The 18,798-nt window shown below is 63.2% G+C and carries 12 protein-coding genes; 6 read left to right on the top strand and 6 right to left on the bottom strand.

The genetic code is table 11. From position 1 onward, the window contains the following. Positions 1 to 31 precede the first annotated feature (31 nt). The 5 genes from G7020_RS09555 to G7020_RS09535 are packed head-to-tail and all read right to left on the bottom strand — an operon-like array spanning position 32 to position 8,222. Positions 32 to 2,239, bottom strand: coding sequence for an acyl-CoA dehydrogenase (locus tag G7020_RS09555; protein ID WP_100548536.1), 2,208 nt, complete (start codon positions 2,237 to 2,239; stop codon positions 32 to 34). Positions 2,240 to 2,252: 13 nt separating this feature from the next. Continuing rightward, on the bottom strand, positions 2,253 to 3,812 hold the full coding sequence (locus G7020_RS09550) for a class I adenylate-forming enzyme family protein (protein ID WP_100548573.1): 1,560 nt from the start codon (positions 3,810 to 3,812) through the stop codon (positions 2,253 to 2,255). Beyond that, entirely contained in the window at positions 3,805 to 4,971 is a 1,167-nt protein-coding gene (locus G7020_RS09545) for an acyl-CoA dehydrogenase family protein (RefSeq protein ID WP_100548535.1), read from the bottom strand. The genes G7020_RS09550 and G7020_RS09545 overlap by 8 nt, the downstream gene beginning before the upstream one ends. A gap of 2 nt (positions 4,972 to 4,973) precedes the next feature. After that, the gene (locus tag G7020_RS09540) at positions 4,974 to 6,176 is read right to left on the bottom strand and encodes an acyl-CoA dehydrogenase family protein (RefSeq protein ID WP_100548534.1); all 1,203 of its coding nucleotides are present in this window, start codon (positions 6,174 to 6,176) and stop codon (positions 4,974 to 4,976) included. A gap of 33 nt (positions 6,177 to 6,209) precedes the next feature. Further along, the gene (locus G7020_RS09535; protein WP_058151188.1) at positions 6,210 to 8,222 is read right to left on the bottom strand and encodes an FAD-dependent oxidoreductase; all 2,013 of its coding nucleotides are present in this window, start codon (positions 8,220 to 8,222) and stop codon (positions 6,210 to 6,212) included. A gap of 574 nt (positions 8,223 to 8,796) precedes the next feature. On the opposite strand from G7020_RS09535, the gene G7020_RS09530 reads away from it, so the two are divergent. The 6 genes from G7020_RS09530 to G7020_RS09505 all read left to right on the top strand — a co-directional run bounded on the left by G7020_RS09530 (position 8,797) and on the right by G7020_RS09505 (position 18,111). Continuing rightward, positions 8,797 to 10,542, top strand: a complete 1,746-nt coding sequence (locus tag G7020_RS09530; protein WP_330165519.1) for a DUF1302 domain-containing protein — start codon at positions 8,797 to 8,799, stop codon at positions 10,540 to 10,542. A gap of 39 nt (positions 10,543 to 10,581) precedes the next feature. Further along, the gene (locus G7020_RS09525) at positions 10,582 to 11,961 is read left to right on the top strand and encodes a DUF1329 domain-containing protein (protein WP_100548532.1); all 1,380 of its coding nucleotides are present in this window, start codon (positions 10,582 to 10,584) and stop codon (positions 11,959 to 11,961) included. Positions 11,962 to 12,072: 111 nt separating this feature from the next. Further along, entirely contained in the window at positions 12,073 to 13,137 is a 1,065-nt protein-coding gene (locus G7020_RS09520) for a YCF48-related protein (RefSeq protein ID WP_100548531.1), read from the top strand. Between the two features lie 48 nt (positions 13,138 to 13,185). Then, positions 13,186 to 15,681 carry an efflux RND transporter permease subunit gene (locus tag G7020_RS09515; RefSeq protein WP_058151192.1) on the top strand — a complete coding sequence of 832 codons (2,496 nt, stop codon included), beginning with the start codon at positions 13,186 to 13,188 and terminating at the stop codon, positions 15,679 to 15,681. An 88-nt stretch (positions 15,682 to 15,769) separates the two neighbouring features. After that, positions 15,770 to 16,564, top strand: coding sequence for an SDR family oxidoreductase (locus tag G7020_RS09510; protein ID WP_100548530.1), 795 nt, complete (start codon positions 15,770 to 15,772; stop codon positions 16,562 to 16,564). Positions 16,565 to 16,569: 5 nt separating this feature from the next. Next, on the top strand, positions 16,570 to 18,111 hold the full coding sequence (locus G7020_RS09505) for an AMP-binding protein (RefSeq protein ID WP_100548529.1): 1,542 nt from the start codon (positions 16,570 to 16,572) through the stop codon (positions 18,109 to 18,111). Positions 18,112 to 18,167: 56 nt separating this feature from the next. Here the strand turns inward: G7020_RS09505 and G7020_RS09500 are convergent, their stop codons facing one another. Next, entirely contained in the window at positions 18,168 to 18,779 is a 612-nt protein-coding gene (locus G7020_RS09500; protein ID WP_058151195.1) for a cysteine hydrolase family protein, read from the bottom strand. Positions 18,780 to 18,798: the final 19 nt, after the last annotated feature.

Below are 18,798 nucleotides of genomic sequence, written 5' to 3'. Positions count from 1 at the left end.
GCGCCACCTTCCCTGGCAGCAGGGGCCGGGTTCAGGTACGCGAGCGCGGCATGCCCAGCCCCTGCTCGGCGATCAGGCTGCGGTGGATTTCACTGGTACCGCCATAGATCGTCATGCCGATGGACTGGCGGTAGCCCAGTTCCACATGGCCCAGGCCATGGTTGCTCTGCAGCAGCGAGAAGGGTGCGCACAGTTCCATCAGGTCGATGGCGTCGCGCTGATACTGCTCGGTGGAGAACAGCTTGGACATGGGGCCATAGGCGGCCCGGTCGGGGGCCTGCGCCAGCACCGACCAGGTGGCGCGGTAGCACAGGTCACGGGCGATGGTGGTGTGCACCGCCACCCGCGCCAGGCGGCGGCGCACGTCCGTTTCGCCCAGGCGACCGCTGGCGCGGGCCCATTCCAGCGCGTGCCTGAACATGTTGCTGAAACTGATGCGGTACTGGTCGCCGCTGTGCTCCAGCTCCAGGGTGGCGGCCATGACCGAGGTGCCGGCGTTGATGGCGCCGATGCGGTAGCGGTCGGGGACTCGCACATTGCTGAAGTAAGTGATATTGGTGCGTTCGTCCTGCAGGGTATGCACCGGGTGCACCTCGATGCCCGGCAGGTCCATCGGCACCAGAAACAGGCTCAGGCCGGCGTGCTTGGGTGCCTGCGGGTCGGTGCGCACGAGCAGGAAGCAGTAGTCGGCCAGGTTGGCGGCGGTAGTGAAGATCTTCTGCCCCTCGATCAGCCAGTCGCCGTCGGCGGTCTGCGTGGCGCGGGTCTTGGCGGCGAACACGTCGGAGCCGCAGGACGGCTCGCTGAAGCCCAGGCAGGCCAATGCCTCGCCACGGGCGAAGCGGGGCAGGGCCTCGGCCTTGGTTTCCTCGCTGGCGAAGCGCATGACGATCTGCGCGACCTGGTTGGTGATCGGTGCGGTGATGCGCTGCCAGCCGAATTCCTCGAATACTTCCTGCAACGCGTGCATGTCGAAGGGGCTCTTGCCGCTGCCGCCCCATTGCGTCGGCCAGTGGGGGAACAGCAGTCCGGCATCGGCCAGTTGCCGGTTGAATGCGGCGTGGTAGCCATCCACCGAGTGGTGCGCATGGGCCTTGAGTTCGTCGGTCAGGTTGGCGCGGAAAAAGGTTCGGGCCTGTTCGGCGAACTCGGCGGCTTGCTGGCCATAGCCGAATTCCAGAGTGGTTTCTCCTGCTTGCGGTAGGGGCTGGTCGGCGGCCGGGCTCCACAGCCGGTCGGCGATGGTGTCCAGTTCCCGCACGGGATCGCCGGCCTGCAGCGACCAAGCCCGAGCGCGGCGGTAGTAGAGCTGGATGTCGTATTCCAGCGATACACCGTAGCCGCCGAAGCTGTGCAGGGCGCGGGCTACGGCACGGGTGGCGGACTGTCCGGCCCACCACCAGGCCATTGACACTTGGGCAGCGGCGTCCGGCTCACCGTGGGCGATGGACGCAATGGCGTGCCAGAGCAGCAGTTGCGCGCCATCGACCTCGGTCAGGGCGTCGGCCAGCGGGTGGGCGATGCCCTGGAAGCTGCCAATGGGTTTGCCGAACTGCTGACGTTCGCGAGAGTAGTCGGCGGCCAGCTGGATGGCCTGGTGCGCCAGGCCGACCAACATGGCGGCCTTGAGCAGCTTCCATTCCTCGACCGCGGCGAGGAAGGCGCCGTGGGCGGCGGCTCCAGAGGCCAGGTGGGTGCGTTCGAGACTGGCCAGTTGCGCGCCATCGAACACGACACTGCCGTCGCTGCCCAGGGTCGCCTGTCGGTTGTGCAACGCCGAACCACTGAGGGCGAGCACCTGTTTACCCTCCATGGCCAGCACCACTTCGGCACCGTGGGCACCCGGCAGCAGGCGTGGAGTATCACCCTCCAGGGCGCAGGGCAGCAGGCTGATCACGGCGCCTTGCTGAACCTTTTCCAGCAAGACGCTGGCTTCAGGGCTGTCCAGCCGGGCCAGCAGGCGGGCCGCCGGCAGGCTTTCGGCCAGGGGGATCGACGCCAGGTGGCGACCGGCTTCTTCGGCCACCAGCGCCGCCTCGAGCAGGCCCATGTCGCTGCCGCCCTGCGCGGCAGGTGTGCGCAGCAGGTTGATGCCCAGTTCGACGGCGTGCTGCCAGAGTTCGGCATCGAAGCCGCTCGCCTCGGCGGCGCGGATGCGCGCGGGGTTGGACTCGCTGGCGAACAGGCGGGCACAGGTCTCGCGCAGCAGTTGCTGTTCTGCGGAAAAGGCTAGATCCATGAGAACACCCCGATCAGTGCGCCGGCCTGGCGTAGAGGTTGCGTAGCTCGATCTTGTTGATCTTGCCGGTGACCAGCTTGGGCAGCGCCTCGACGGCGATCACCTGCTTGGGCTTCTTGTAGCTGGCGATCAGGTTGCGGCAGTGTTCGATCAGTGCATTTTCGCTGGCGTGCTGCCCGGCCTTGAACACCACCACCGCACAGACGTTCTCGCCCCACTTGGGGTCGGGGACACCGATCACCGCGCATTCGGAAACCGTCGGATGTTGCAGCAGGGCTTCCTCCACCTCGCGGGAGTAGACGTTCTCGCCACCGGTGATGATCATGTCCTTCTTGCGGTCGACCAGATACAGGAAGCCGTCCTCGTCGAACTTGCCCATGTCGCCGGTGTGGCACCAGCCGTCGCGCAGGGTTTCCAGGGTGGTCGGGTGGTTGTTCCAGTAGCCGCGGAACATCGCGCTGCTCTTGACCACGATCTCGCCGGGTTCGCCGTTCGCGCATTCCTTGCCGTCTTCGTCGAGGATCCGCGCCAGCATGTTGGGGTAGGGCTTGCCCACCGAGCCCAGGCGCTTGCGGTCACGTTCGTCGCCATCTGGACGATGATGTTCGGTGGACAGGCAGAACATGCACACCTCGCTCTGGCCGAACAGGTTGACGAAGCCGCAGCCGTCGAAGATTTCGATGGCGCGCTTGAGCACCGGCACGGGCATCGGCGCGGCGGAATAGATGATGGTGCGCACACTGGACAGGTCGGCCTCGGCCACATAGGGATGGTCGAGGACCATCTGCACCATGGTCGGGGCGAGCAGCAGGATGCTGAGCTTTTCCTTCTCGATGGCCTTGAGCACATCTAGCGGCTCGAACTGACGCTGCAGGTAGGCCGCGCCGCCACGCACATGCTGGGACAGACTGATGACCATGCCGCCGAGGTGGAACATCGGCATGACGATCAGGATCACGTCCGGTTGCTGCATGTCGCACAGCCAGGTATCGACCTGGATCAACTGTCGGTACTCGCGATGGCCCCAGATCACGCCCTTGGGTTTTCCGGTGGTGCCGCTGGTATAGATCAGGCAGCAGATGTCTTCTTCGCTGGCGCGTATCGGCGGGCCGGTCTCGTCACCGCTGGCGGCGAAGGCGGCCAGGCTGATGGCCCAGTCGGTTTCGCCGTCGATGCAGACGTAGGTTTCGATCGACGGCAACTGCTCGCGGAGCTGCTCGATCACCGCCTGGTACTGCTGCTCGAAGAAGAACAGCCTGGGTTTGCTGTCGTTTATGATGCTGGCGATCTCGGCCGGTGCCAGGCGGAAGTTCACCGGCGCCAGGATAAAGCCGGCCCATTGGGTGGCGGCCATGATTTCGCCGAACTCGATGGAGTTCATCGACAGGATGCCGACCCGGTCCTGATGGCGGATGCCGGCCTTGTACAGGGCCGAGCCGAGCTGCAGCGCGCTGGCCCGTAACTGGCTGTGGCTGATGCGGCGCTCGTCCTGGATATAGGCCGGCTCGTTGGCGTAGAAGCGCGCGCGCTGGTCGAGGTCGTCGGCGAACGACAGGGGCAGGTAGTCACGCATAGAGGGCACCTCGCAGCGGCTGGCCATCGCTGGCCCTGAGGTCGGCGTTGGAGCGCTCCAAGTGGAACTCGTTGTCGCCGAAGCGCTTGTCGTAGACCACGGCGGCTTTGTAATGGTGGCCCACGGCGTACTCGTCGGTGGTGCCGATACCGCCATGCAACTGGATGCCCTGGCCGCTGACGAAGTACTGGGCGCGGGCGACGATCACCTTGGCCCCGGAGATCGCCAGACGGCGCTGCACGGGATCACCGGACTCCACGGCGCGGATGGCGCTGTAGAGCATGGAACGCGCCTGATCCGTCTCGACGAACATCTCCGCCATGCGGTGTTGCAGGGCCTGGAACTGGGCCAGCGGCTTGCCGTATTGCACGCGCGTCTTCAGGTAGTCCGCGGTCAGCGCCATGACGAACTCCATCGAGCCCAGGCACGCCGCACTCATGGCCAGCACGGCGTGGTCGAGGGCTTCATCCAGGGCCGCCAGAGCCGCATCGCCGCGAATCAGCAGGGCATCCTCGGGGACCACGACATGCTCGAGGGTGATGTCGGCGGCGCGGGTGCCGTCGATCAGCTCATAGCTGTCCAGGGCCGCTCCCACGGGGTGGCGGTCTACCAGGAACAGGGCGAAGTCACCGGTGCCTTCGATCTCGGCGCTGACCAGCCAATGGTCGGCGCTGGCACCATGGAACACCCGGTGCTTGACGCCGGACAGGCTCCAGCCGTTGGCCACAGGGCGGGCCTTGGTGTTCACCTCGACGTCGTATTCGTGGCGCATCTGCTGTTCCTGATGCGCCAGCGCCAGCAGCACTTCGCCGGCCGCCACCTGGCCGAGCAGGCGTTCGCGCAGCTCGGCGTTGTCGCAGGCCCGCAGCAGCCGAGCGCAGAGCACCGCGGTATCCACCAGCGGCTCGGCCACCAGGCCGCCGCCCAGTTGTTCCATCAGCAGCGCCAGGTCATGGTTGCTGCCGCCCAGGCCGCCGCAGTCCTCGGGAATGTCCAGCGCGAGCCAGCCCATTTCGGCAAAGGCGTTCCAGTGCTGGCGGGAAAAACCCTCGGGGTTCTTGAACAGGTGCCGGCGTTCCTCGAAGGAATATTTCTCGCGGATGTAGCGCTCAGCGCTGTCGCTGAGCAGTTTCTGTTCATCAGTCAATTCGAAGTTCATGGTCAGAATCCGAACGCCAGTTTGGCGATGATGTTTTTCTGGACTTCCATGGCGCCGCCATAGATGGTGCAGGCGCGCAGGTACATGAGGTCGGTGGTGACGCCGGCCGTATAGGCCGGCCACAACGGGTTGCCGCTCGGCTCGGCGTAGGCCTCGTCGCGGCGGTACTGGCGCAGGCTGCGCTGACCCAGGGCCTCGACCATCAGCTCGGTGAGCTTCTGCTGCAGGCCCGATCCGCACACCTTGAGCACCGAAGCGCAGGCTGCGATCGGGTGGCGGCTCGGCGCCTCGTGCATCACGCGCAGCACCGACCATTCCAGGGCTTCCACTTCCAGGCGCAACATGGCGAAGCGGCGGGCGAAGCCCTCGTCCTCGATCAGCGGCAGGCCGTTCTTCAGCTCGTGGCTGGCGATCTGGCGAATGCGCTCTAGGTCACCGCGCGCCTTGTACAGATCGGCACTGGACGTGCGTTCGTTGGACAGCAGGAACTTGGCCTGGGTCCAGGCACTGCCCGGCTCGCCGATCAGGTTGCTGCGCGGCACCCGCACGTTGTCGAGGAACACCTCGCAGGTGGAACCCTCGCCATTGATCATGGGGATCTGGCGCACGGTGACACCGGGCGTCCGCATGTCGATGATGATCAGCGAGATGCCTTTCTGCGGGCGATCGCTGTTCTCGGTACGCACCAGGAAAAAGCCCTGTTCGCAGTACTGGCCCTCGGTGGTCCACAGCTTCTGGCCGTTGATTACGTAATGGTCGCCGTCCACCACCGCGCTGGTCTTCAGCGAAGCCAGGTCGGAGCCGGCGCCGGGCTCGGAGAAACCCTGCGCCCACATTTCCTCGCCCTTGAGGATGGCCGGCAGGTAACGGGCCTTCTGTTCCGGGCTGCCGAAGGTGTAGAGCACCGGGCCGATCAGGCGTAGGCCCTGCCAACGCAACTCGGGCGCGCCGGCCAGCCAGGATTCGTACTCGAAGATATGGGTCTGGATATGCGACCAGCCGGTGCCGCCATATTCTTGCGGCCAGTGCGGGGCGGCCCAGCCCTTGTCGTGCAGCACCCGGTTCCACCAGCGCCGGTCGTCTTCATTTGGCGGATGCATGCCGGTGCGGCTGCGACGAATCACGTCGCTGGTCAGGTTGGCCTTGAGGAAGGCGCGAACTTCGTCACGGAAACGTTCGTCTTCCGGGGTGAGATGCAGTTGCATGGCAATTTCCTTCGACAGGGTTGCTGTTCTCGTTCAGCAGGCCAGCGGGCGCAGTGGCGCCGCGCTGGCACAGAGGCTGTGGACGGCGCGGTAGGCGTCATGCACCGCATCGCCGATGCGGCCGCCGCGCCGGGCGTCGCCGATCACGGTGACCGGCAGTTGCGCCTCCAGCAGGCCGCGCAGCAGGCTTTCGTCCGGGCGTCGGCCCTGGGCGATAAGCACGGCGCTGGTCTGCAGTTCGCTGCTGCTGCCGTCCTGATGGCGCAGCAGCACAGCACCGTCGGCGTCGATACGCTCGATGCTGGCGTTGTCCTGGATGCGGATGCGCGGGTTGTTCAGCAGGCGTTGTTTCAGCACTCCGCGGTAGATCACCTCTGCCGAGCGAGCCAGTTGCTCAGCCGGCGAGCGGCTTACCAGCACCACCTCATGGCCCTGCTCGCTAAGCAGTTCGGCGGTTTCGCAACCGGTCTCGCCACCGCCATAGACCAGTACCGGCTTCTCGCCGACCGCGAGCGGCAGGCGCGCGCTGTCACCCATCAACAGGTCGTAGGCATCGCGGACGATGGGGTTGTCGGCTCCATCTATGGGCATGCGGATGGCGTGGCCGCCGGTGGCCAGCATGACGATGGCCGGTTTTGCGCCGGCATCCAGATCGACCAGCTCTATACGGCTGTCCAGGCGCACCGATACGTTGCTGTGTTCGAGCTGGCGATGTAGGTAGTCCAGGTACCAGGTGAGCTTGTCCTTGAACGGGGGCGCAGCGGAGGCGATCAGGCCGCCGCCGAGGACAGAGCGCGACTCGTGCAGTTCGGTGGCGAAGCCGGCCTGTTGCAGCATCAGCGCCGCGGCCATGCCGCCAGGTCCGCCGCCGATGACTATGGCGCGCTGGCCGCGCAGGTTGCCGGCTTCCGGCAGGCTGTCCAGCTCGTGGCCGGTGCGTGGGTTCTCGGCGCAACCGATGGCGCCGTCGGCGGCAGAGCTGATGGCGACGCAGTAGTTGCAGGACGTGCAGGGGCGGATGCCGTCCCGCTCGCCAAGTCGGGCCTTGTTCGCCCATTGTGGATCGGCCAGCAGGGGGCGGCCGAGGGCGATCATGTCAGCGTCGCCTTCGCGGATCGCGCGTTCGGCGGTTTCCGGCCAGCGAATCTGGCCGACCGTGATCACCGGTACGTCGACCACCGCGCGGATGCGCCGGGAGTAGGGCAGGCGCCAACCTTCGGGAGTCGACATGGGTTCGATCACCTTGTCGAAGCTGGTCCAGCCCAGACCGATGGAAACGTGCAGGGCATCCACCCCGGCGGCGGCCAGCTTGGGTGCGATGCGTTCCATGTCCTCGATGCTCAGCCCGTCCGGAGTGAACTCGTCGGCAGACAGGCGGAAGATCAGCGGGCGGTCGCCGATGCTCTGGCGTACTCGCTGGATCACCCGGCGGGGGAACTCGAGCCGGCGCTCCTCGTCCCCGCCCCAGCGATCGGTGCGCTGGTTGGAGTAGGGCGAGAGGAAGGACGTGAGCAGGTAACCATGGGCGCCATGCAGTTCCACGGCCTGGTAGCCGGCCTGTACCCCCAGTTCGGCGGCGCGACCGAACGCCTCGACCAGACGCTCCACCTCGGCGTCATCCATCCCGCGCGCCATCAGGCGCCCGGAGCGTGTCGCGACGTCGCTGGGGGCGATGGGCATGCCATCGGCGAGCAGGTCGCGCTTGGCACCACGGCCACCGTGCTGCAGTTGCAGGCAGGCCACGGAACCGGCCGAGGTGATGGCTTCCACCAGACGCTGGTGTCCAGCCACCTGGGCGGGAGATTCCAGGGTGAGCTGACGATGCTCGGAACGCCCGGTGGCGCCCTCTACACAGCAGAACTCCACGATGATCATCCCCGTGCCGCCGCTCGCGCGCTCGCGGTAGAACGCGACCTGTTCGGGAGTCACGAAACCTTCCTGACTGCCCAGGTTGGTGGACATCGGAGCCATCACCGTGCGGTTGGGGATTCTCAGGTTGCGCAGGAGAATTTCCTGGAACAGATGGGGGTATGGAGCGTCGGGCATTTTTGCCTCCTTGGAGATCCGCTCTTGACCTTCGAATATCCGGCAGGCGCTATCCTGCTGTCGTCGAGGCGCTTGTTTATGACATATAGCTGACAATATATCAGTTATGTGTGTGGCGCCAGAGGATTTTCCGGTGAATCGCCAGTCTCACCATGGTTTGTAATCGGTCACTGGTGCGAGTTTTGAGAGGGGGAGGAGGGGGGGAGACCAGAAGACCTCAGTTCGCAGGGACGCTTCATGCTGCGCAGCGCTCGGTTCTGAATGGCTCGATGACTGGGTTTATGGTTCGCAATCGCTCGGCAGGGGAAGCGTATTTCTGGGGGAGGATTGGGTGGCGGGCTGTGACAGTCTCGGCACCAACGTTAAATGGCTGATTGGAAACGAAAACGCCGAAGGGTATTTTTTTGAGGGAAAGCCTTGCGCAAAGCTGACTATATGTTAGCTTGTGACTCGAGAGTCTTGATTGGTAGGCATCCGCCAAAAGCTGAGGAGCTCTCTACCCTGCCGGTGCTTCATTCTCCTCGCTGAGGAGGCGAAGCCGACAATAAAAACCGATCTGAATCGGAGCAGCCAAGTGAACAAAGCAAATACAAGAAGTGCTCGCGGTCGTTCCAATGACCGTCCATGCCTTTCCAAGCTGTCATGGTCCATCGCATTGGTTCTCGGCGCGACCGGAAGCGGCTCCGTGCATGCGATGGCGATCGAAACTGGTAACCCGGATTTCGAGGCGCGTTGGGATAATACGGTTCGTTACACCGCGGGCTGGCGCATGGAAGGGAAAAACAAGGACTTCACCAACTCGCATTTCTACGACGATACCGAGAATAAATTCGGCCGAGGCGACCTGGTGACCAACCGGGTGGATCTGCTGTCGGAGCTCGATCTGGTGTGGAAGCGTGCCCACGGCGTGCGTGTGAGCGCTGCGGCCTGGTATGACGAGGCATACCAGGGCAAGTCGGAGCCGAACAAGCAGTTGGCGGGCAGTGGCAACTACACCAATGACCACTACACTTCCTATGCGAATCGCTATATCTCCGGCTTGTCGGGAGAGATCCTTGACGCCTTCGCCTTTACCAGCTTTCAGGTAGGCAGCGTGGGTGTGAACCTCAAGGCGGGGCAGCACAACGTCTACTGGGGCGAGTCGCTGTATTCCATCGGCAACAGCATCGCCTACTCCCAGGGGCCGGTGGATACCATCAAGGCTGCGTCCAGCCCGGGTTCCGAGGCCAAGGAACTGTTTCTCCCGCTCAAGCAGATCTCCACGCAGATTTCGCTGACTGACGAGCTCTCTCTCTCAGCTCAGTACCTGTTGGACTGGAAGCCCTTCCGTACCATTCCGGCAGGCAGTTTCTTCGCGCCGGCTGACGGTTCGCGTTCCGACCTGGGGGCTTCGCCCGCGGTGGGGATGCCGGGAGGGATTCCAAACGGTGATGATCTGGAGCCCGGCAAGAAGCGTGGCGACTTTGGTTTGAGCCTGCGCTGGAGCCCCTGGTGGCTGGGCGGCACGGCGGGTCTCTACTACCGCAAGTTCGACGAGAAGGTTCCGTGGAGCTTCACGCAGATTGGCCTGAGGGAGATGGCGCCTGGTGTCGTGCTTGCGGGGATGCCCAATGCCATCCGTCTGAATTATGCGCGTGACACCGAGCTGTACGGCTTCAGCCTGACCAAGAACCTGGCCACCATCAGCCTCGCGGGCGAGCTGTCCTATCGCAAGAATACCGCGCTGAACTCGGCGTCCGGCTACACCGTGCTGGCGGGGGGTAACGGTGCTGCGGCCGAGGCCAGCTATGGCGAAGCCGAAGGCGCGCGGGGCAATACCTGGCATGCACTGGTAAATGGCATTTACCTGCTGCCGAGAACGCCTCTGTGGACCGGCGGGACCCTGCAGGCCGAGCTGACCTACAGCCGCCTGGACAAGATCACCGAGAATGAAGGGCGCTTCAACGGCTATGGTTACGGCTGCACCGGGCCCAAGGCCTACTGCACCACCAAGGATGCCTGGGGCGTCCAGGTGGGCTTCACCCCCGAGTGGCCTCAGTTGTTCCCCGGTTGGGATGTATCGATGCCGACAAGCCTCGCCTATGGCCTGGATGGCAATGGTCCGGCCATGGCGGGTGTACGCGAGGATGTCTACAGCTACTCGATCGGTGTCACCGGCAAGTACCGCGGAGTACACAACTTCACCTTGCGCTGGGCCGACTCGTATGCTCCCTACAAGATCAACCGGGCCCAGGGTATCGTCACGAGCGACCATACCGGTGGCGATGCGGTGCTGAACAACCACGGCTGGCTGTCCTTGTCCTACAAGGCGACCTTCTAGTCGATACTCTTTATCCCGCTTGATTCGAGGGAGTGGTCAATGAATTACAAGAAGATGATCATGCTGGGTGTTGCCAGCGCACTGTTCGCCGGCCAGGTTGTCGCTACGCCGACGGATGAGGAAATCAGCCAGCTCGGCACCACCCTGACGCCCATGGGGGCGATCAAGGCCGGCAATGCCGATGGCAGCATTCCTGCTTGGGATGGTGGTTTGTGTACGGCACCGGCCGATTACAAGCCGATCATGGGGGCCAAGGGCGGTTCGCCCTATGCCGATCCTTTCAGCAACGAGAAACCGTTGTTCAGCATCACTGCAGCCAATATGGCCCAGTATCAGGACAAACTGGACGAAGGTACCCAGGAGTTGTTCAAGCGTTATCCGGAAAGCTTCCGCGTGGACGTTTATCCGACTCAGCGCTCTGCCTGCTTCCCGCAGTGGGTATATGACAACACCATCAGTCGAGTGAAGAACCCGCGTCTGGTGGGTGACGCCCCGGGGCTGGAAGGTGCTCATGCGCAGGTTCCCTTCCCTCTGCCGAAGAGCGGTTACGAGGTGATGTGGAATGCCAATACCAAGTTTGAGCTGCCATATACCGAGGGTACCCAGGCTGCCTATCTGATCGACAGCTCGGGTGGGGTGACGCTGTCCAGTATCCAGTTGATCGAGAACCGCAATTACTTCTGGGACAACAGCCTCGACAAGGTGCCGGCCAACCAGCCTTACTGGGCGCTGATCGCCACCACCACCGCACCGGCTGCCTCGGTGGGGGTGAAGCAGATGCGCTTCAACTTCCTGGAAACCCACCAGCGTGACGCCATGGCCTGGTCCTATGTGCCTGGGCAGCGCCGTGTCCGGCTGGCGCCGGAGTTCAAGTACGACACGGTGAGTACGGCCAGTGGCGGCATCCTGCTGTTCGATGAGATCAACGGCTTCGACGGCAAGATGGACAAGTTCGACTTCAAACTGGTCGGGCGCAAGGAAATGTACGTGCCTTACAACACCTACAAGGCCTGGAGTGCCGATCCGAAACTGGCTAATACGCCGAAGCACCTGAACCCCGACATTCTGCGTTGGGAGCTGCACCGCATGTGGGTGGTCGAGGCCACCCTCAAGCCGGGCGAGCGCCATGTGCAAAAGGTCAAGCGCTTCCTGATCGATGAGGATAGCTGGGCCATCCTGGCGTATCACTCCCTGGATCAGGCGGGTAAGGTGCATCACCTGATGTATCAACTGTCCGTCCAGCAATACGAGAAGCCCGCCTACCGTAACGGCCACTATGTTCTGTACGACATGACCAAGGGTGTATACGGCAATGGCTCGCTGATGGCTGCACCGGGCATGACCGGCTTCTACCAAGTCGATCCTTTCCCGGGCAACTACTTCACTTCGGGATCCATGGCAGGCAGCGGGATTCGCTGACTGCCCCATGGCAAGGCTTGAGCGTTGAGCGTAGGAGGGGGAGCCATTCCCCCCTCTTTTTTCCCAAAAGCTCGGGCGTTGAATGTGGCTAGGTATTGCTGTGAGGGTGAAATGGCTGTTGTACGCAATCTGCTTTTCCTTACCTTCTTGTCCCTTTGCCTTTCGGCAAACACGAGTATGGGAAGTGATTTTCTGGACCCGCTGGACCGGCCTGCATCCGAGGTCAGGAATCTGGCCGGAGCGCATCTCAATGCCGTGACCCTAGCTGGCTCGCGATTGGTCGCGGTAGGCGCTCGCGGTCTCATCATGATTTCTGACGATGCCGGCGCCAACTGGTCCCAGGTGGCATCCCCGGTATCTTCCGATCTTCTGTCTGCATATTTCCCCACTGTTCGGCAGGGCTGGATAGTGGGTCACGAGGGTGTGGTGCTGCACAGCAGTGATCAGGGCCAGACCTGGGTCAAGCAAATAGACGGTCGGGTGACGGCCAGGCAACTCGAGGAATACTACGGCCAGCGCGCCGCGAGCGGTGATCAGCAGGCCGCCGGGTACCTCGAAGGCATCAAGTTGAATTACAAGGATGGCCCGGAGCAGGCGTTGATGGACGTCTGGTTCAGCGACGAGAACAACGGTATCGCCGTTGGCACCTTCGGCACCCTGCTGGCTACCCGCGATGGGGGCAAGAGCTGGGAGTCCTGGATGGAGCGGGTGGACAACCCGGAACTCCTGCATTACATGGCGATTGCCGGCGTGGGGGATGAAGTCTTCATCGTCTCCGAGCGCGGGATCGTATTTCGTTTCGACAGGGACAGTGACCGTTTCGAGACGCTGGAGACCGGCTACGCCGGCAGTTTCTTCAGTCTGGCGGTGAGCAAGAAAGCCGTAATGGCGGCGGGGCTGCGAGGCACCCTGTATCGCTCGCTGGATCAGGGGGGCTCCTGGGAACAGGTGCCCACGGGTCTGAATGTCGCGCTGACCGCTGTTCAGACCCTGCCTGACGGGCGCTTTCTGTTGGCTAGCGTCGATGGTCGGGTGAGTGTTAGCGATGCCGGCCTGACAGGTTTCGAGGCAGTACCCGTCCCACGTCCGGGGCGTTTTTCCAGCATGGTGGTGTTGCCTGGAGGAAAGGCCGTCACGGTTGGCTATTCCGGCGTGCGGGTCATCGACCTGAAGTAGAGTCGGCCTGAAGCAGGGAATGGCGTTTTAGAACAACAAGAGGCAAATATGGCTTTTTCAAACCCGATCGACATGCCCGTCATCAAAGACCCTCGCCAGTTCGATAGAGCGAGTGGGAACTGGCTGGAGAAATTGGTGTTCAATCACCGGGGTATGGTTATCCTGCTGTGTGCGCTGATGACGCTGTTGCTCGGCTGGAGTGCGCTCAAGTTGCCGGTGAACACCAGCTTCGAAAAGATGATCCCGCAGTCGCACCCCTATATTCAGAATTACTTCCAGCACCGTGACGCCTTGCGCGGCATGGGCAATGCGACCCGTATCGTGGTCGAAAACACCAAGGGCGATATCTTCGACAAGGAGTATCTGCTGACCTTGCAGAAGGTCAACGATGCCGTGTTTCTGATGCCCGGCGTCGACCAGGGCTGGATGCGTGGCCTGTGGACCAGCAGTCTGCGCTGGACGGAAGTGACCGAGGAAGGCTATCGCGGTGGCCCGGTGATTCCCGATCGCTGGGATGGCAACCCGGAGTCGATGGAGCGCTTGCGGGAGAACATCAACCGCTCTGGGATCGTCGGCAGCTACGTGGCCAACAACATGCGCTCTTCGATGATCTTTGTGCCGATGCTGGATATCAACCCGGAGACGGGCCAGGCACTGGATTATGCGGATTTCTCCCGGCAGTTGGAGAGGAATGTCCGCTCCTTGGAAAACGATGGTGTCAGGATTCACATCATCGGCTTCGCCAAGCTGGTGGGGAATCTGATTGATGGCCTTTACGATGTCATGGCCTATTTCGCTTTTTCGGTGCTGATCGCCAGTGCGCTAGTTCTCGCCTATACGCGCTGCCTGCGCAGCACACTGCTGCTGGTGTTCTGCGCGCTGCTCGGAGTGGTCTGGTTGCTGGGGTTGCTCAGCGTGCTGGGCTATGAGCTCGACCCCTATTCGATCCTGGTGCCGTTTCTGATCTTCGCCATTGGCCTGTCCCACGGCGCGCAGAAAATGAACGGCATCATGCAGGACGTGGGCCGAGGCACGCACAAATACGTAGCCGCGCGTTATACCTTCCGCCGTCTGTTCATGGCTGGACTGACCGCGTTGCTGGTCAATATCGTCGGTTTCGCGGTGCTGATGATCATCGACATTCCGGTGATCCGTGACATGGCGCTGACCACCAGCCTGGGTGTGGCGGTACTGATCTTCACCAAGCTGTTCCTGATTCCAGTGCTGCTGTCCTATTTCGGTGTGAGTGCCGAAGCGGCCCGGCGCAGTGTGCAGAGCGCGGAGCAGATCGAGGCCGGCCTCAGCCCCATGCAGAAGGTTCGGGCCTGGCTGATTCGCCTGACCGAGCGTCGGCGTGCCTTGCTGGCCATAGGCGTTGCGGCGCTGTTAACCGTGGTGGGTTTCTCGATGGGCAGGCAGGTGCAGTTTGGCGACCTGGATGCCGGGGCGCCGGAGCTGCGTCCCGAGTCCCGCTACAATCGCGATATCGCCTTCGTCGGCGAGAACTATGGCCTGTCCACCGACCAGTTCGTGGTAATGTTGAAAACCCCGCTGGGAAAATGCACGGAGTTTGCTTCACTGACCGAGGCGGATCGACTCAGCGCCCGTTTGCGTGAAGTGCCCGGTGTGCAGACGACCTTTTCGCCGGCCGACGGCATTCGCCTGGCGAGCTCCGGATCCTTCGAGGGCAATCCCAAGTGGTTGACCATTCCGCGGAACGACAGCAACCGCACCCAGTCCTTCAACATGTTCTCCACGGATCGTCCGGAGTTGACCGACCGGAGCTGCGGCATCACCCCGATCATCGCCTACCTGACTGACCACAAGGCGGCCACCCTGAATCGGGTGGTACAAGAGGTGGAGAGTTATGCGGCTGAGTTCAATAGCCCTGATCGCGAGTTCATGCTGGCCGCTGGTAGTGCCGGTATCGAGGCTACGACCAATATCGTGGTCAAGCGCAGCTTCTGGACGTTGCACTTCGTGCTGTATGGCGCGGTAGCCCTGTTGTGCTTCATCACCTTCCGCAGTTGGCGAGCTGTGGTGGTGGCGCTGGTGCCGCTGATCATCACTTCGATCCTGTGCGAAGCGCTGATGGGGATGCTGGGGATCGGGATCAAAGTTGCCACTCTGCCGGTAATTGCCGTTGGCGTGGGGGTAGGGGTGGACTATGCCCTGTACCTGCTCAGCGTACAGCTCAGCATGCAGCGCCAGGGCATGACACTGGCGAAATCCTATGCCGCTTCGTTGGACTTCGTCGGGCGCATCGTTGCGCTGATCGGGTTGACCATGGCGGCGGGTGTGCTGCCCTGGATCTGGTCGCCGATCAAGTTCCAGGCCGACATGGGCATCCTGCTGGCATTCATGTTCCTGTGGAACATGTTGGGGGCACTGATCCTGATCCCGGCTCTTTCCCATTTTCTCCTGCCATCTTCCGCGCACGGTGAGCCGGCCCTCGTTTCGTCTGAAGACGAGCGACTGGCAACTCTTGAGACGGAGGAGAGCAACGAGGGGCATCGTGCCCGACATTCCCGGGCCACTGTCTGAAGCGAGAACTGCAGGCAGGGTAGGGCGAGGCTTGTGCCACGCCGTCCTGCAGGCTTTGGCGCTACTGGAACACTTTGGAAGACGAATCATGAAGCTTGGATTGACCGGACGTGTGGCCCTGGTTTCGGGGGGGAGCAAGGGCATAGGCCGTGCCTGCAGTGAGATGCTTGCTGCCGAAGGTTGTCGGGTCGTGGTGGTGGCTCGTGGTCAGGAAGCCCTGGATGAAACCGTATCGGCCATTCGCGCCAACGGCGGTACGGCCATTGCCGTCAGCGCCGACCTGACCCGCGAGGCCGACGTGCAGGTGGCTGTGGCCAGGGCGCGCGAGGCATTCGGTGCGCCGGATATCGTCATCACCAACGTCCATGGGGGTGACCCCGGTGACTTCCTTGAGGGCAGTGCGGATGTCTTCACCGACTCCTTTCAGGGCTTGGTGATGAGCGTGGTGCACTTGGCGCGGGCGACTTTGCCCCACATGCGCGAACAGCGCTGGGGGCGGCTGCTGACCATCGGCACGGCTGCCGCCAAGGAGCCCGCCCCCGGGCTGCGGCTGATGGCGGCCAACACTGCGCGTGCCGCCGTGGTCACCCTGAACAAACAGCTGGCTGACGAATTCGCGGCCCATGGCATCACCGTCAACACCCTGGCCACCGGCTGGATCGCCACCGAGCACATGCGCGACCAGGTGGGCAAGATGGCGGCGGCCAGGGGCATGGCCCTCGATGACATGCTCCAGCGTCTGTCCCGTGGTGTGCCGGTGCAGCGCATGGGCAAGCCGGAAGAGATCGCCTCACTGGCGACCTATCTCTGCTCGGGGCTGGGGGGGTACCTTACCGGTTGCCTGATACCCGTGGATGGCGGCGCCCACCGCTCGGCCTGGTAGGCATCATGGCAGCGCAATTGCTGGAGGCGCCGACCCTCTGGGCCCTGCTGCAGCGCCGGGTAGCGCTTACCCCGCAGGCCACCATGCTGATCGACGGGCGTCAGCGTCAGCGCATGACCTTCGCCCAGGCCCTGGATATCTCGGCGCGCCTGGCTGCGGGTTTCCAGCGCTACGGCATTGGCCAGGGCTCGGTGGTGACCTGGCAATTGCCCACCGGCATCCCGGCGGTGATGACCGCCTTCGCGCTGGCGCGCCTGGGGGCCGTGCAGAATCCGATCATTTCGCTCTATGGCGAGCGCGAAGTGCATGGCGTGGTGGCACGCAACCGATCGGACTTCCTTCTGGTGCCCGGTGCGCAGGAACGGGACTTTCCGCTCATGGCCGAGCGTATCCGCGACAGCCTCGAACATCCACTGCGCGTTATCGTCATGGCGGGCGACCTGCCCCAGGGCAAGGCGGTCGATCTGCCGCCGGCGCCGGAAGACGGCGAGGCGGTGCGCTGGGTCTACTACACCTCGGGCACCACGTCGGAACCCAAAGGTGCCTGCCACAGTGACCAGACGCTGATGATCGGCGGGCGCAACCTGGCGCGAGCCATGCAGGTTGGATCTGCCGACGTGGGCACCGTGGCGTTCCCCTATGCTCATATCGGCGGCGCCATGTATACCGCCATGCTGCTGGCCAGCGGTATGAGCGCCGTGCTGCTGGACAGGTTCCAGGCGGCCGAGGCTGCCGCCATCTTCCGCGAGTTCGGCGTCACCACCACGGGAGGCAGTACGGCCCATTACGAGGCCCTGCTGGCCGAGCAGCGTCGCCAACCTAGCGCGCGGCTGATCCCGTCGTTGCGTCTGCTCTGTGGTGGGGGGGCGCCCAAGCCGCCAGAGCTCTACTACCAGGTAACGGCCGAACTGGGTTGCGCGCTTACCCATAACTACGGCATGACCGAGGTACCGCTGATCTGCGCCGGTTCTCCCAGCCATGGAGACGACCAGCTCGCCTGTTCCGAAGGTCTGCCCGTCGACGAGGTGGAGCTGCGTATCGTGCGTCTGGACGGCAGTCTTGCCGATATTGAGGAGAGTGGCGAAGTCCGGGTGCGGGGTCGAGGTGTGTTCAAGGGCTATACGGACAAGGCCTTGGATGAAGAAGCGTTCGATGCCGATGGCTACTTCCGTACGGGTGACCTTGGTCTGCTGCGCTCCGATGGACGGGTAACGCTGACCGGACGCCTCAAGGACGTGATCATCCGCAAGGGCGAGAACATCTCCGCACGAGAGCTGGAGGATCTGCTCTACAGCCATCCCAAGGTGGGCGCCGTGGCCGTCATCGGGCTACCCGATGCCGAGCGAGGCGAGCGGGTGTGCGCCGTGGTCGAGCCCGCGCCGGGCAAGCCCCCCCTGGAGTTCTCGGAAATGGTTGCCTACTTCCGTAGTAGCGGGATCATGCTGCAGAAGATTCCCGAGCAGTTGGAACTGGTAGATAGCCTGCCGCGCAACGAGACCTTGAACAAGGTGCTCAAGCATGTGCTCAGGCAGCGCTTCACCACCTGAGCGGTTGCGCTGACTGACGCGGGGCTCATCCGCGAATGGATGCCCCCGCGCTACCGTCAGCCGATTGCCTGTATCACCGCCTCGCTGTCGCACACGGTGCTGTAAAGCGGCAGCAGGTTGCGCAGAATGAACTCATGGCTCTCTGCCGACGCGCCTGCGATGCAGTCCTCGGGGACTACCACTTGGTAGCCGAGATCCGAGCCGCACAACGAGGTGCCCGATATCGCCACGTTGGTCGAAACGCCCACGGGAACCAGGGTCTGCACGCCCATGTTGCGCAACATGGCATCCAGGTCGGTGCCGTGGAAGGCCACCAGGCTGAAGCTGCGCGCATGCACGATATCGCCTTCGTGAGGCGTCAGCTCCTCGACTGGCAGGACATCCCGGCTACCGGCGATCATGCGCTGATCCTTGATCGAGCGGACGATGATCGCGCTGGTGCGGGGCAGGTCGACGTAACCTGGTCGATGCACTACATGTAAATGAATAACAGGCAGCTTTGCCTTGCGGAACGCTTGGGCCAGCCTGGCTATCCGCGGCACGATGGCGCGCGCTCCGGCCTGCTCGGCCAGACTCTGGAAAGGAGAGAGCTGCGGGTCGATTACGCCCAGCTGGCACTCGCTGATCAGCAACGCAGCACGCTGCCCTTTGTCCAGTCCTCGAATCATTGTTGCCCCTCTTGTTCGT

Origin of the sequence: Stutzerimonas stutzeri (assembly GCF_013522825.1) — a bacterium.
Taxonomy (GTDB): domain Bacteria; phylum Pseudomonadota; class Gammaproteobacteria; order Pseudomonadales; family Pseudomonadaceae; genus Stutzerimonas; species Stutzerimonas stutzeri_AK.
Note: the sequence above shows the minus strand (reverse complement) of the source record. Positions and strands in the feature narration are given on the sequence as shown.

What these genes read in the sequence shown, in the direction of transcription:
- G7020_RS09520 (WP_100548531.1), top strand. Translation starts at nt 12,073, where the DNA reads ATGGCTGTTGTACGCAATCTGCTTTTCCTTACCTTCTTGTCCCTTTGC.
- G7020_RS09510 (WP_100548530.1), top strand. Translation starts at nt 15,770, where the DNA reads ATGAAGCTTGGATTGACCGGACGTGTGGCCCTGGTTTCGGGGGGGAGC.
- G7020_RS09500 (WP_058151195.1), bottom strand. Translation starts at nt 18,779, where the DNA reads ATGATTCGAGGACTGGACAAAGGGCAGCGTGCTGCGTTGCTGATCAGC.
- G7020_RS09505 (WP_100548529.1), top strand. Translation starts at nt 16,570, where the DNA reads ATGGCAGCGCAATTGCTGGAGGCGCCGACCCTCTGGGCCCTGCTGCAG.
- G7020_RS09540 (WP_100548534.1), bottom strand. Translation starts at nt 6,176, where the DNA reads ATGCAACTGCATCTCACCCCGGAAGACGAACGTTTCCGTGACGAAGTT.
- G7020_RS09550 (WP_100548573.1), bottom strand. Translation starts at nt 3,812, where the DNA reads ATGCGTGACTACCTGCCCCTGTCGTTCGCCGACGACCTCGACCAGCGC.
- G7020_RS09535 (WP_058151188.1), bottom strand. Translation starts at nt 8,222, where the DNA reads ATGCCCGACGCTCCATACCCCCATCTGTTCCAGGAAATTCTCCTGCGC.
- G7020_RS09555 (WP_100548536.1), bottom strand. Translation starts at nt 2,239, where the DNA reads ATGGATCTAGCCTTTTCCGCAGAACAGCAACTGCTGCGCGAGACCTGT.
- G7020_RS09545 (WP_100548535.1), bottom strand. Translation starts at nt 4,971, where the DNA reads ATGAACTTCGAATTGACTGATGAACAGAAACTGCTCAGCGACAGCGCT.
- G7020_RS09525 (WP_100548532.1), top strand. Translation starts at nt 10,582, where the DNA reads ATGAATTACAAGAAGATGATCATGCTGGGTGTTGCCAGCGCACTGTTC.
- G7020_RS09515 (WP_058151192.1), top strand. Translation starts at nt 13,186, where the DNA reads ATGGCTTTTTCAAACCCGATCGACATGCCCGTCATCAAAGACCCTCGC.